Source organism: Streptococcus sp. FDAARGOS_192 (assembly GCF_002073815.2).
GTDB classification, from domain to species: domain Bacteria; phylum Bacillota; class Bacilli; order Lactobacillales; family Streptococcaceae; genus Streptococcus; species Streptococcus salivarius_H.
On the sequence record NZ_CP020431.2, the window covers coordinates 38,220 to 53,000 of the forward strand.

A 14,781-nucleotide genomic window follows, 5' to 3' on the forward strand; every position below is an offset into this window, starting at 1 on the left:
CGTTTGTTGGTATTGAACTGCACCTAGGGAAATGGTGGTTCAATGTTAGTAAATAAAGACTTTAACTTGTAAAAGTCTAAAAATTGTTTTATCTCATTATCAACTCAAGGATTAAGCTTTTATTGGGATTGCGGAACAAAAGGGTGATAAGCATATTGGGATGATGCTTCAGTGACGGAATTTGACCAGATGTTTGTGAGAGCATCTGTCTATGCTACATTAGCTATTTTTAATGGTTATGTGGGATAGAAACTGTTTTCAAAATCCTGATTCCTAGGAAAATTGGGGGATTTTCCTTGAAGAATTGAGATTGTTGAAAAGAGATCAAATGGACTGAGCGGCACTTGTATCCCAAGGTAAGCAATACACCTATAAACCTAAGTTTCCATACAGCAGGGAGCAAGTTTCAGTTTGAATGGGGGACGCATCTAGAGTAATCTAGATGTTTTTTTATTTTGTGAATTCTTTTACGAATAAGTAAGAGAGTGCACAAAGGAGAGAGTCATGTTAATTGCAAAAAATCAGGAGGGGAAGCTCGTTTCAGCTCTAGAAACCAGTTTGCAACGTAAGGAATCCTATAGCTGTCCTGGTTGCCAGGGAGTTGTCCTTCTGAAACATGGCCAGGTAATGTGTCCACATTTTGCTCATAAGTCTTTGCAAGATTGTCAGTTCTTCTCGGAGAATGAATCGGCCCAACATTTATCCCTTAAGGCAGCTTTGTATAAATCTTTGGTTAATCATGGTGAAAAAGTAAGTATTGAAAAGGTTTTGTCTGAGATGGGGCAAATTGCAGATTTATTTGTTGGCGATTCCCTGGCTCTAGAAGTTCAGTGTTCTCGGTTATCTCAGCAACGTTTGAGAGAGAGGACATGTGACTATCACCAAGCAGGTTACGAAGTGCGTTGGCTTTTGGGTGAGGAACTCTGGTTGAATGGACGTTTAACAGACCTACAGCGGGACTTTCTCTATTTTACGGCTAAGATTGGATTTCACCTATGGGAGCTTGATTGGAAGCGTGAGGAAATTAGACTTAAGTATCTCATCTATGAGGATATTTTTGGGAAAGTCTATTATTTAACTAAGGCTTGGCCGTTAACCGAAAATCTCATGACAGTTTTACGTTTTCCTTATCAAGCAGAGCAGGTTGAGACTTATCAAGTAACTCAGCGAAAGAAGGTCTCACATGTGATTCAACGAGAATTAATTGGGAAAAATCCAAGGTGGATGAGAAGGCAGGAAAAAGCCTATCTTAAGGGAATGAATTTGTTATGCCTGTCTGATCAGGATTTTTTTCCACAAGTGAGATTTCCAGAATCTAAGCAGGGTTTTGTACAAATTAGACAGTCACTTGAAGGTTTTGAAAAGCTTTTTATGCAATATTATCGAAAAAGGCATTTTTCTTATCGACAAACTCTCTACCCTCCCACCTTTTATGCTAAAATAGTAAAGAATAGATACAATTAAGGAGAATATTATGTCAGACAATCGTGCTCATTTAGAAGAGAAATACACATGGGATTTGACGACCATTTTTGCGACAGATGCAGATTGGGAGACTGAGTATGAAAGCACTGTTCAGGATTTGAAGAAGGCTAGTGCTTATGCAGGTCATCTCTTAGATTCTGCTAAGAACTTGCTTGAGGCAACAGAACTTTATATGAGCCTTATGCGTCGCTTGGAGAAAATCTATGTCTATGCGTCAATGAAAAATGACCAAGACACAACAGTAGGGCTTTACCAAGAGTACCAAGCTAAGGCCTCAAACCTTTACTCACAGTTGAGTGAAGCCTTTGCATACTTTGAGCCTGAATTTATGGCCTTGGATGATAAGAAATTAGCTGAGTTTAAAGAACAAGAGCCAGGTCTTGGACTTTATGACCACTATTTCGAACGCCTTTTGGCAAACAAGGACCACGTTCTTTCTCAAGAAGCTGAGGAGCTCTTGGCAGCAGCAGGTGATATCTTCAACGGTCCAACGGATACCTTCAATGTTTTGGATAATGCTGATATCCTCTTCCCATGGGTATCAGATGGTCAAGGGGATGTGGTTGAGTTGACACATGGTAACTTTATCACCCTCATGGAATCTAAGGACCGTGACATTCGTAAGGGAGCTTATGAAGCGATGTATGGGACCTACGAGCAGTTCCAACATACTTATGCACAAACACTCCAAGGCGTTGTCAAGGTTCACAATTACCAAGCCAAAGTTCGTCACTATAATTCAGCACGTCATGCAGCACTTGCAGCTAACTTTATTCCAGAAAGTGTTTATGATTCACTCTTGGAATCAGTGAACAAGCATTTGCCACTTTTGCATCGTTACCTTGATTTGCGTAAGAAGGTCTTGGGGCTTGACGAGCTTAAGATGTATGATGTCTATACACCACTTTCTGAGACTGAAACTGCTCTTACTTATGAAGAATCCCTCAAGAAAGCAGAAGAAGTCTTGGCAATCTTTGGTGAAGAGTATAGTAAAGGGGTTCATGCAGCCTTTACGGAACGTTGGATTGACGTTCACCCTAACAAAGGAAAACGTTCAGGTGCTTACTCAGGTGGTGCCTATGATACCAATGCTTTCATGCTTTTGAACTGGCAAGATACTTTGGACAATCTCTTTACCTTGGTTCACGAGACTGGTCATAGTTTGCATTCAACGTTCACACGTCAGACTCAACCATATGTTTACGGAGATTACCCAATCTTCTTGGCGGAAATTGCGTCTACAACCAATGAAAATATCTTGACAGAAACGCTTCTTAAAGAGGTCAAAGATGACAAGACACGTTTTGCTATTCTTAACCACTATTTGGATGGTTTCAAGGGAACTGTCTTCCGTCAAACACAATTTGCAGAGTTTGAACATGCTATCCATGAAGCAGATGCATCTGGTCAAATCTTGACAGCCGACTTCATGAATAAGCTTTACGCAGATCTCAATGAGAAATACTATAATCTCAAAGCTGAAGATAACTACGAAATTCAGTTTGAGTGGGAACGTATTCCGCATTTCTACATGAATTACTATGTCTACCAATACGCTACAGGGTTTGCGGCAGCAAGCTACTTGGCTGAAAAAATTGTTCATGGTACTGAAGAAGATAAGGAAGCTTACCTTACTTACCTTAAGGCGGGAAGCTCAGACTATCCTTTGGAAGTCATCAAGAAAGCTGGTGTTGATATGACCAATACCGACTACTTGGATGCTGCCTTCAAAGTTTTTGAAGACCGTCTCGTTGAATTGGAAGACTTGGTTGAAAAAGGTGTTCACCTTTCTTAAAAATAAGTCACTATAAGAGAGAATCATTCTGAATCAGGATGATTCTTTTTATGTCTAAAAACGAACGTTTACTAGAATACAAGTTCTAATTGATTTGGAAATGAGTTGATGAGCATATTTATAGCCCATGGTTTATATTCATGATAGACTAAAAACCTAACGTTTTGTGTTTTATAAGTGAACAATGTTCAGAAATAGAAAGTAGGTTTTTGTGAAAACAACCAATCGTTATCTTGTAGCAACGTGTGGTGTCTTACTCCATCTCATGTTGGGGTCTACCTATGCTTGGAGTATCTATCGTAATCCTATTATGGCCCAGACTGGCTGGGATCAATCTTCAGTTTCTTTTGCCTTTTCATTGGCTATCTTTTGTCTAGGGCTTTCTGCAGCTTTCATGGGGCGTCTGGTTGAAAAATTTGGTCCGAGAGTGACTGGAAGTATGTCGGCGGTCCTCTATGCTGGGGGAAATATTCTGACAGGAGTTGCCATTGCTCATGGAGAGCTGTGGATGCTTTATCTTGGTTATGGTATTCTTGGTGGTCTAGGACTGGGTGTGGGGTATATTACGCCTGTTTCAACCATTATTAAGTGGTTTCCTGATAAGCGTGGCCTTGCGACTGGCCTTGCCATTATGGGCTTTGGCTTTGCCTCGCTGCTAACTAGTCCCATTGCTCAATATCTGATTCAGGCACGTGGTGTTGAGCAGACCTTTTATATCTTGGGAGTCGTTTATTTTGTTGTTATGCTTTTTGTCTCACAATTCATTAAACGACCAAGTGTAGAGGAAACACAACTGTTGGCTGACAAGAGTCCAAACCGTCAGGCTGCTGATTTGAGCAAGGGAGTTACGGCTAATGAGGCCCTGAAATCGTCAACTTTCTACTGGTTATGGCTTATTCTGTTTATCAATATTTCATGTGGCTTAGCCCTTGTCTCTGCTATTTCTCCAATGGCTCAAGATATGGTTGGGATGTCAGCGGAATCAGCGGCGGTTGTTGTAGGTATTATGGGAATCTTTAATGGTTTTGGTCGCCTTCTGTGGGCAGGCTTGTCGGATTATATTGGGCGTCCGAAGACCTTTATTCTCCTCTTTGTGGTTAATATTGTTATGGCCGTCCTCCTAATTGTTCTACAAGTGCCACTTGTCTTTGTGGTTGCGATGGCTGTTCTGATGACTTGCTACGGGGCAGGATTCTCCTTGATTCCTCCCTACCTTAGCGATATCTTTGGGGCAAAGGAGTTGGCTACCCTTCATGGTTATATTTTGACTGCCTGGGCGATGGCGGCCTTAGTGGGGCCAATGCTCTTGTCGGTAACCTACGAATTGACAAAATCATACCAGATGACCTTGCTTGTTTTCATCGCTCTTTACGTGGTGGCTTTGGTCATTGCTTACCTCTTGAAAAAGAGGGGGTTACGTCAAGTAGCCTAATGATGACGATTTGATTTATAGATAAGAAAAATCTCTAGCACTCGCTAGGGATTTTTTATATAATAAAACACATGGTTAAATCATATAGTAAAAACGCAAATCACAACATGCGACGTCCTGTAGTCAACAAGGATATCGTGGACTACATGCGAACGCATCTTCAAGAAAATAAAGGGCATTTGGCTGAACTGGAAGCCTTTGCTCGTAAGGAAAATATTCCAATTATCCAGCACGAAGTTGTTGCTTATTTCCGATTTTTGTTGCAGACCTTGCAGCCTAAGAAAATCCTTGAGGTAGGAACAGCTATTGGTTTTTCAGCCCTTCTTATGGCTGAGTATGCACCTGATGCTCAGATTACGACGGTTGATCGTAATGAAGAAATGATTGGCTTTGCCAAGGAAAATCTAGCCAAGTATGACAGCCGCAAACAAATTACCTTGGTTGAGGGGGATGCAGCAGAAGTCTTGCAAGATTTGGACACTGATTATGATTTTGTCTTTATGGATTCAGCCAAGTCTAAATATATCGTCTTTCTGCCTGAAATCCTAAAACGTCTTAAGGTTGGCGGTGTGATTGTTTTTGATGATATCTTCCAAGGAGGAGATATTGCTAAAGACATTATGGAGGTTCGCCGTGGTCAACGTACTATCTACCGTGGTTTACATCGCCTTTTTGATGCGACATTAAATAACCCTGGTTTAACTGCTAGTTTGGTACCTATGAGTGATGGACTTCTTATGCTTCGGAAAAATTCTGAAAATATTATCTTGCCAGATTAAGCATTATTTAAGTAAGTGTGGTATAATAACAGAGATATTGACAATTTAAGGAGTAGATAGAATGGCTAAAGAAAATGAAAACCTTGAGTCAACAGAAGAAACTGTTGAAGAGGTTGTAGCAGACAAAGACGCAGAACAAGAGCATCTTGATCGCCAAAAAGAAGAAGAGGAAAGCATCGCCCTCGCCAGTGAAAAAGCGAAAGAAAAAGCTAAACGTGCTAAAACTAAAAAGACACGTGATGCTGGTAAACCAAGCTCAGGTGGTCGCTTCCTTGGGGGTCTTGCCCTTGTAGCTGTTTCAGCTCTCGTTGGTGCAGGTGCTATGTATGTTTCTCTAGGTAACAAAACAACTGAAGAAACAACTTTGGTATCTATGAAAGGTGATACTGTTACTGTTGGTGATGTTTTTGATTCACTTAAAGGTAGCAGCCAAACACAACAAAGTGTTTTGAGTGCAACTTTGCAAAAGGCTCTTGAAAAAGAATATGGTAGCAAGGTCAGCAAAGAAGACGTTGACAAAGCTTATAAGCAAGCTTCAGAACAATACGGAGATCAATTCTCACAAGTACTTGCAGCCTATGGTCAAACAGAAGAGTCATACCGTAATCAAATCCGTACACAAAAATTGGTTGAGTATGCTGTTAACCAAGCCGCACAAAAAGATTTGACGGAAGCAAATTACAAGGCTGCCTACGATAACTACACACCAAATACAGAGGTGCAAGTGGTTTCAACTACTGATAAAGCAGTTGCAGATAAAGTAGACTCTGAAGCTAAGGCAGAAGGAGCAGATTTCTCACAAGTTGCTAAAGATAACAGCTTGGAAGTGACTTCTAAGACAGTTAACTCAGCTTCTCAAGACTTCCCAGCAGATGTTTTGACAGCAGCCTTCAAACAAGATGCTAATGCCGTTTCTGACGTAGTGACTGTTTCAAACAGCTCAACTGGTGCTGCGACTTACTACATCGTCAAAACTGTTTCAAAATCTGAGAAAAATGCAGATTGGAAAAACTATAAGGATGATTTGACTAAGGTTATCATCAATGGTAAGAAATCTGATACTAACTTCACTAACTCAGTGATTGCTAAGGTCCTTAAGAAATATAACGTTAAAGTTGTAGATAAGGCCTTTAGCGCAATTCTTGACCAGTATGTGACTGGTTCTGGAGCTTCATCAAGTTCATCATCAAGCTCTAGCAAATAAATCACAAGATAGAGTTGATAATGCTATTATCAGCTTGACCTAAGACCTAAAACACGTTAAAATGGAGAGTGGCTGAAAGTTCTAATATCATGACATTTTTAGCCTTCCCTTTGAGATTGGTAATCATCGCTTCTGATACAGAAAAATGGCGGTCGCTGCGAGCCATGGACGAATCTGGTTACTTGCTACTCAAAGTTCACAATTAAAGACAAATAAGAATGACAAGTTCATTGAATGAAGGTGGTACCGCGGTTCACGTCGCCCTTCGTTTAGTGGTCTTGTCTTTTATTCTTTGGGTATTTTCTGAATGAAATGTATGACAATATTGGAGGTAGCGTATGAAAACCTATTTTGTCAAACAGAAGTTTCGATTGGGTGGCGAACGCTTTGATATCAAGGATGATCAAGGTAGAGTTGCCTATCAGGTTGAAGGATCCTTTTTCAAGATTCCAAAGACCTTTACAATTTTTGGTGAGGATGGTCGTGAGATTAGTCATATCACCAAGGAGCCGCTTAGTCTCTTGCCTAAGTTTACAGTAGACTTGCAGGATGGTTCGAGTTTTTACATTCGAAAAAAATTAACCCTTCTTCGTGATAAGTATGATGTCGATAATCTTGGCTTGCGAATAGAGGGTAATATTTGGGACTTGGATTTTCAACTACTTAATAGTCAAAATCAGGTAGTTGCTAGGATTCAAAAGGAGCTCTTCCATCTGACATCGACCTATACTGTTACTGTTTATGAAAATACTTACGCCGATTTGGCCATTTCCCTGTGTGTTGCTATTGACTATGTGGAAATGCTCGAGAATAGCTCAAAATAAGAAACATTTATTTAAGGAGAAACAATGAAACAACTTACTTCAGCACAAATTCGTCAAATGTGGCTTGATTTCTGGAAATCAAAAGGTCACGCTGTTGAACCATCAGCTAACTTGGTTCCAGTTAACGATCCAACCCTTCTTTGGATTAACTCAGGGGTTGCCACTTTGAAGAAATACTTTGATGGCTCTGTGATTCCTGAAAATCCACGTATCACCAACTCACAAAAGGCTATCCGTACCAACGATATCGAAAACGTTGGTAAGACAGCTCGTCACCACACAATGTTTGAAATGCTTGGTAACTTCTCAGTTGGTGACTACTTCCGTGATGAAGCCATCGAATGGGGTTATGAGCTTTTGACAAGCCCAGAGTGGTTTGATTTTCCAAAAGACAAACTTTACATGACTTACTATCCAGATGATAAAGATTCATACAACCGCTGGATTGCTTGTGGTGTTGAACCTAGTCATTTGATTCCAATTGAAGATAACTTCTGGGAAATCGGTGCTGGACCTTCAGGACCAGATACTGAAATCTTCTTTGACCGTGGCGAAGACTTTGACCCTGACAATATTGGTATCCGTTTGCTTGAAGAAGATATTGAAAACGACCGTTACATTGAAATTTGGAACATCGTTTTGTCACAATTCAACGCAGATCCAGCTGTTCCACGTTCAGAATATAAAGAACTTCCTAATAAAAACATTGATACGGGCGCAGGTCTTGAACGTCTTGTAGCCGTAATGCAAGGGGCTAAAACAAACTTTGAAACAGACCTCTTCATGCCTATCATTCGTGAAATCGAAAAAATGTCTGGTAAAACTTATGATCCAGATGGTGACACAATGAGCTTCAAGGTTATCGCTGACCACATCCGTTCATTGGCATTTGCCATTGGTGATGGTGCCCTTCCAGGTAATGAAGGTCGTGGTTATGTCCTTCGTCGTCTTCTCCGTCGTGCCGTAATGCACGGCCGTCGTCTCGGCATTTCTGATGCTTTCTTGTACAAACTTGTTCCAACTGTTGGTCAAATCATGGAAAGCTATTACCCAGAAGTTCTTGAGAAGAAAGACTTTATCGAGAAGATTGTTAAACGTGAAGAAGAAACCTTTGCACGTACCATCGATGCAGGTTCAAGCATGCTTGACGAGCTTCTTGCTAACCTTAAGAAATCTGGTAAAGATACGCTTGAAGGTAAAGATATCTTTAAACTTTACGATACTTATGGATTCCCAGTGGAATTGACAGAAGAGTTGGCTGAAGATGAAGGATTCAAGATTGACCATGAAGGTTTCAAAGCTGCCATGAAAGAACAACAAGAACGTGCGCGTGCTAGCGTGGTTAAAGGTGGTTCTATGGGTATGCAAAATGAAACCCTCGCTAATATCACTGAACCATCTGAGTTCTTGTATGAAGCTGAAACTGCCGAAAGCCGTTTGAGCGTAATCGTTGCTGATGATGCTCGTCATGATAGTGTTAACTCTGGTCAAGCACTCCTTGTCTTTGAACAAACACCATTCTACGCTGAAATGGGTGGACAAGTAGCAGACCACGGTACGATCTCAGATGCAGCTGGTACAGTCGTTGCGCGTGTTGTTGACGTTCAACGTGCGCCAAATGGACAAGCACTTCACACTGTTGAGGTTGAAGGTGAACTTGTTGTAGGTGCTAACTACAAACTTGAAATTGACCACACACGTCGTCACCGTGTTATGAAGAACCACACAGCAACTCACCTCTTGCATGCTGCTCTTCATAATATTGTTGGTGATCATGCTGTTCAAGCTGGTTCTCTTAATGAACAAGAATTCTTGCGTTTCGACTTCACTCACTTTGAGGCTGTAACTCCAGAAGAATTGCGTGCTATCGAAGAACAAGTCAACGAAGAAATCTGGAAAGCAACTCCAGTAACAACTATTGAAACAGACATTGACACTGCTAAATCAATGGGAGCTATGGCCCTCTTTGGCGAAAAATATGGTAAGAATGTTCGCGTCGTTTCAATCGGTGATTACTCTGTTGAGCTTTGTGGTGGTACGCACGTTGCCAACACTGCTGAAATCGGTATGTTCAAGATTGTCAAAGAAGAAGGTATCGGTTCAGGAACACGTCGTATCTTGGCAGTGACATCACGTGAAGCTTACCTTGCTTACCGTGAAGAAGAAGATGCTCTCAAAGCAATCGCAGCAACACTTAAGGCACCACAATTGAAAGAAGTACCTAACAAGGTTGCTAGCCTTCAAGAGCAGTTGCATGCCCTTCAAAAAGAAAATGCTGCTCTTAAAGAAAAAGCAGCAGCTGCAGCAGCTGGTGATGTCTTCAAAGACGTTAAAGAAGCTAACGGTGTTCGTTACATCGCTAGCCAAGTAGAAGTTTCTGATGCAGGTGCCCTTCGTACCTTTGCTGACCAATGGAAACAAGCAGACTACTCTGACGTCCTTGTCCTTGCAGCTCACATTGGCGAAAAAGTTAATGTCCTTGTAGCAAGCAAGTCTAAAGATGTTCACGCAGGTAATGTCATCAAGGTTCTCGCACCAATCGTATCAGGTCGTGGTGGTGGTAAACCAGATATGGCCATGGCCGGTGGTAGCGATGCGAATGGTATCCAAGATCTTCTTTCAGCAGTAGCAGAACAGCTTTAAGATGTGATACAATAAAAGAAACTTGAAAAGGTAGGATGAAAATCCTATCTTTTTTTCTTTAAAAAGTTTAGTAATAATATTGAAATAATTGTAAAAAATATTTCAAAGGGGTATAATAGAAGTATGAAAACGGTTCCAATTTTTATCAAACAGCCTAGAAAGTGAGAGTGATCAAAATGAGAAAGGCATATGTTTTTAAGGAACGCCAACGTTACTCAATACGTAAATATTCTTTTGGAGCTGCATCAGTCTTAATTGGTGCGAGCTTGATGCTTGGTGGGCATGCTTTGGCTCAGGAACAAGCCAACGGCGCAAGTTCCAACAAGGACTATGAAGTTTTTGTAAATAATTCTGAACCACTTCAAATCGACCAGGCAACTTCAGAAGCTGTTACCGATGTCCTCAATCAACCAGCTTCAAGATCTGAAGCGCCAAGACCTAAGCTTGCCAGCAGTGAAGTTGCTTCTTCTGAAGCTAGTAGTGTAGTGGCTAGTGAGGCTGCTTCTTTGGAAGTACCGGCAGAGGTTGCTCATTCTGCATCTGCTGTTGCTTCTGTTTCTGGATCAGAAGTGGCTAGTCCACGTTCTGAAGTGTCATCAGTAGCTAGCTCTGAAGCGGCAAGTGAGACTAACCGTTCAGCAACTTCAGAAGTAGCAGAAGTTAGAGGTACTGACCGTGAAGCTGTCGAAACACGTCAACCTGGTGTGGATGGTCCTGTGACTGCTGACGGTTCTCTTGATATCCCATCAAACGGTACTTTCTATTTCCGTCGCACAACTGAAATTCGTACAGCGCCTATCATGGATATCAAACCTACCTTTGTCTTTAGTGCGGGCGACCATGTTATCTATGATAAGGTCTTGAAGAGAGACAATCATCAATGGATTTCTTACATTGGCTACGACTATGAACGCTACTACGCTGATATCGCAGCATTGAAGGCTGAAGACACTAGTAGCAACTCTGAAGCGACTAGAGATGAAACCATCCCTGAACGTGGTACTTATTACTTCACTAAACCTGCAGATGTGAAGAATCAACCTAGCTTGACTGCCAAGACTGAGTTCAATTTTGATCCGGGCATGTCAGTCAACTATGATAGATCTTTGCTTGCTGACAACCACCGTTGGATTTCTTATGTGTCATACAATGGTACTCGTCGTTACGTCGACCTAGGTGCTGCTGCAGAGGCTGTAGCTAAACCAAGAGGCGATATCGCTATTGAAAGTCATGACAATGGTGACTTTAGTGTAGTTATCAGTAATGTTTCAGATCAAAACGGTGTCCTCGGGGTATCTGTTCCAATCTGGTCTGAAAAGAATGGACAAGATGATATCATCTGGTACAATGCGACTCGTCTTAACAACGGTAACTACAAGGTTAACGTCAGTCTAACTGACCACAAGAATGAACGTGGTCTCTACAATGTTCATCTTTACTATGTTGAAACTAATGGTAAATTAGTTGGTGTGGGTGGCACAACTTACACAGTTCCTGCTAAGGTTGAAGAAGCTCATACAACTACTAGCTATAGCCTTCCTGATGCAGGAACTTACACCTTCAAAGAACGCTCTAGCATTAAGGCAGAACCTCGTGTGGCAAGTCCAGAGTTAGCCTACTACGATGCTGGTATGTCAGTTAACTACGACAAGATTGTCAGTGGTGATGGTTATCAATGGCTTTCTTACCTCAGCTACAATGGCAACCGCCGTTATGTAGTTGTGGCAAAACTTACTCAACAAGAAAGCAAACCAAGTGGCACTATCAATATTGAAAACCTATCTAACCTCGGTTTCGATGTTCATATCACCAATGTTTCTGGTGGTGACAAGGCTATCCAAGGCGTGAGTGTTCCAGTTTGGACATCCAAAGATGGTCAAGATGATCTTGTATGGCACCAAGCTAGCAGACAAAGTGATGGTAGCTATAAGGTTCGTATCAACGTTAGTGACCATAAGGCTGAAGCAGGTGAATACATTGTCCATCTCTATTATGTTCAAGACGGTAAGATGGTAGGAATCGGAGGTACTAGCACAACTGTTCCAGTTCAAAATGCAACCCGCCACAACCTTCCAGCTTCAGGTTCATATACCTTTACCGCTCGTACTGGCATCAAGACTCAACCTTTGGTAGCCAACCCAGATGTTAGCTATTACGATTCAGGCATGTCAGTCAACTATGATAAGGTTGTCAATAATGATGGCTATACATGGCTTTCTTACCTCAGCTATTCAGGACATCGTTTCTATGTGGCTATCACACCAACGAGTGTGACTAAACCTGTAGAACAACCTGTTCAACCAAGCACACCATCATCTGGTACCTATACTTTCAAAGAACGCTCTAGCATTAAAGCAGAACCAAGTGTAGATAGTCCAGAGTTGGCCTACTATGATGCTGGTATGTCTGTTAACTATGACAGATTGGTGACTGCAGATGGTCATACATGGCTCTCTTATGTTAGCCATGGAGGTAACCGACGTTATGTTGCTATTGATGGTAAGGCAACAGCAGTTGCTCAACCAGCAAGTCCAAGCCTAGCTGCAACTGGTACTTATACCTTTACCAAACCTAGTTCTATCAAAGCTCAACCAAGTGTAGCAAGTCCAGAGTTAGCCTACTATGATAAAGGCATGTCCGTTCGCTATGACAAGGTTCTAACAGCTGATGGACACACCTGGTTGTCTTATGTAACCTATAGCGGTGCAAGACGCTATGTAGATATTTCTTAAGAGTTTTAACATCACTCTCTTTTGAGGGTGGTGTTTTTTAGTTTCAAGAGTTGAATCAATATATTGTTTAATATGTTTTAGAAACATTTGCTGTAAATTAGCGAAAGTTGTAAAATCAAGGTGAAAGTATAGGATTCGTTCTATGAGTAACTAGCATCTTAAGTTATAGAATAAGGATGTTGTAATTAGAGGTGTTCAATTATGTTAGATATTTTTGTTTTAGAAGAAGATTATTTTCAACAAGCTCGTCTTGAGGATGCTATCCACAAGTCTAAACAAATATATATTTTAAGAATTGGGAAGGTCGATTTATACGATAAACCCAATCAATTATTAGAGTGTATTACGGAAAGGGGTTCGCACTTACTGTTTTTTCTAGATATTGCAACTGATAGTGATATCGAAGGGGGAATATTGGTTGCTCAACAGATACGTGAGCGAGATCCTTATGCTAGTATTGTTTTCATCACAGCACATCCCGAACTCCTACCATCAACCTTTCAGTATCGCTTAGCTGCACTTGATTTTATTGACAAGAATTTGCCTGATATTGAATATGAAGATAGGATTATTTCTGATATTGGATTAGCACTTTCTAAAAATGGTCTGAGCCGAATAGAGTGTGCTTTTACTATAGATACAAAGAATGCAACTATACAAGTTCCTTTTCATAAGATTCTCTATTTTGAAACATCTCCAACAGTTCATAAGGTGATTCTTCATACAACAGAAGAGCAAATTGAGTTCTATGGTCAATTGTCAAAAATTGTGAAACAAGATTGCAGACTGTATAAATGCCATAAATCATTTGTTGTAAATCCCGAAAACATTGTGAGATTGGACAAAGAGTTAGGTATTATTTATTTTGAAAACGGAGAGTCATGCTTGGTTTCAAAAGCTAAACAAAAAGAGATTGTTGCTAAGATGCTTGTTCCAAAACCCATGGCAGTTTGATGTATATAGTATTTTTATTTTAAAATGTTATTTTCTGATTACGACGAAAAAACGACTGTTTATGACTTCAATGAAAAATTTAGCTGTTTTTGTATTATAATAACCTAGTAAATTATCAGAAAAGGAATCTCACTCATGAAAAATACAAGTAAACTCATTGGTATCGTGTCAGCTCTTATTGTAGTTATCCTCGCTGTCTTCTTAGTGACTAAGTTTAATAGTCATGAGTCAGCGCGTGTTAGCACAAGTGGTAGCCCAGCCAAGACGGTCAAGAAATCATCTTCAAGCTCAAGTAAAGCTGTTAAGAAGGATAAGAAATCAACTCAATCATCATCTTCGGCAGTTTCAAATGAAGAAAATGACAATCAGGCTTCAGCAGTATCACCTAAAGCTTCTTCTCAAGAACAAGCTCAAGCAGGCGCTACGCAAGGTAGTAAAGTGGCTGAAGCAACAGCTGGAACAGATAATGTTACATCTGAGAAGAACACAAATAACGGTCAATCATCGCTTGACTTTGGTGCCCTTGACAATGGTGATATTAGCTCTCTTGTGGGAACTTGGACTAACGCGAATGGTGAATCAGTTACAATTAATGCTGATGGTACAATTATTAAAAACTCAACAGGTTATACTGCTCAATTGAAGCCTCAAAGAGTTTCAGACAATATTTTTTATGCAGGAGTATTCTCAGATACAAGCTCAGCTGCATTGAGAGCGATTTCTGGAGGTAGTAACGGCTCTGATTACCTTGTTATTGGTCAAGACCAAACTGCTGAAGGTTTCCCTTATTATCGTAACTAGTACGAAAAAAGATTGCTATTTATGAACTGCACCCCAAAAGTTAGACAGATAAAATCTAACTTTGTGGGGTGTTTTTTAATTGATTGAAGCGAAAAATGTTACAAACCATTGTCTTTTTTGTAATAAAAATGT

The 14,781-nt window shown here is 40.6% G+C and carries 10 protein-coding genes; all 10 read left to right on the forward strand.

Annotated elements, in window-relative coordinates; genetic code table 11:
- The first annotated feature begins 504 nt into the window (after positions 1-504).
- The 10 genes from A6J31_RS01260 to A6J31_RS11485 all read left to right on the forward strand — a co-directional run bounded on the left by A6J31_RS01260 (position 505) and on the right by A6J31_RS11485 (position 14,649).
- On the forward strand, positions 505-1,464 hold the full coding sequence (locus A6J31_RS01260; protein ID WP_080610288.1) for a competence protein CoiA: 960 nt from the start codon (positions 505-507) through the stop codon (positions 1,462-1,464).
- Between the two features lie 10 nt (positions 1,465-1,474).
- Positions 1,475-3,280, forward strand: a complete 1,806-nt coding sequence (pepF, locus tag A6J31_RS01265; RefSeq protein ID WP_014633984.1) for an oligoendopeptidase F — start codon at positions 1,475-1,477, stop codon at positions 3,278-3,280.
- Positions 3,281-3,491: 211 nt separating this feature from the next.
- Positions 3,492-4,712: an OFA family MFS transporter gene (locus tag A6J31_RS01270; protein ID WP_080610289.1), complete on the forward strand. Its 1,221-nt coding sequence runs from the start codon at positions 3,492-3,494 to the stop codon at positions 4,710-4,712.
- Between the two features lie 71 nt (positions 4,713-4,783).
- A complete protein-coding gene (locus A6J31_RS01275) occupies positions 4,784-5,491 on the forward strand; it encodes an O-methyltransferase (protein WP_070839719.1) in 708 nt (235 codons plus the stop codon).
- A gap of 61 nt (positions 5,492-5,552) precedes the next feature.
- Positions 5,553-6,695: a peptidyl-prolyl cis-trans isomerase gene (locus A6J31_RS01280; RefSeq protein ID WP_014633987.1), complete on the forward strand. Its 1,143-nt coding sequence runs from the start codon at positions 5,553-5,555 to the stop codon at positions 6,693-6,695.
- A gap of 338 nt (positions 6,696-7,033) precedes the next feature.
- The gene (locus A6J31_RS01285) at positions 7,034-7,519 is read left to right on the forward strand and encodes an LURP-one-related/scramblase family protein (RefSeq protein WP_064520603.1); all 486 of its coding nucleotides are present in this window, start codon (positions 7,034-7,036) and stop codon (positions 7,517-7,519) included.
- A 24-nt stretch (positions 7,520-7,543) separates the two neighbouring features.
- Positions 7,544-10,162 (forward strand): alanine--tRNA ligase, encoded by a 2,619-nt coding sequence (gene alaS / locus A6J31_RS01290; protein ID WP_013990152.1) that lies wholly within the window; start codon positions 7,544-7,546, stop codon positions 10,160-10,162.
- 176 nt (positions 10,163-10,338) lie between these two features.
- A complete protein-coding gene (locus tag A6J31_RS01295; RefSeq protein WP_080610290.1) occupies positions 10,339-12,894 on the forward strand; it encodes an SH3 domain-containing protein in 2,556 nt (851 codons plus the stop codon).
- A 201-nt stretch (positions 12,895-13,095) separates the two neighbouring features.
- Positions 13,096-13,848, forward strand: coding sequence for a LytTR family transcriptional regulator DNA-binding domain-containing protein (locus A6J31_RS01300; RefSeq protein WP_080610291.1), 753 nt, complete (start codon positions 13,096-13,098; stop codon positions 13,846-13,848).
- A gap of 135 nt (positions 13,849-13,983) precedes the next feature.
- Entirely contained in the window at positions 13,984-14,649 is a 666-nt protein-coding gene (locus A6J31_RS11485) for a DUF6287 domain-containing protein (RefSeq protein ID WP_080610292.1), read from the forward strand.
- The last annotated feature ends 132 nt before the right edge of the window (positions 14,650-14,781 follow it).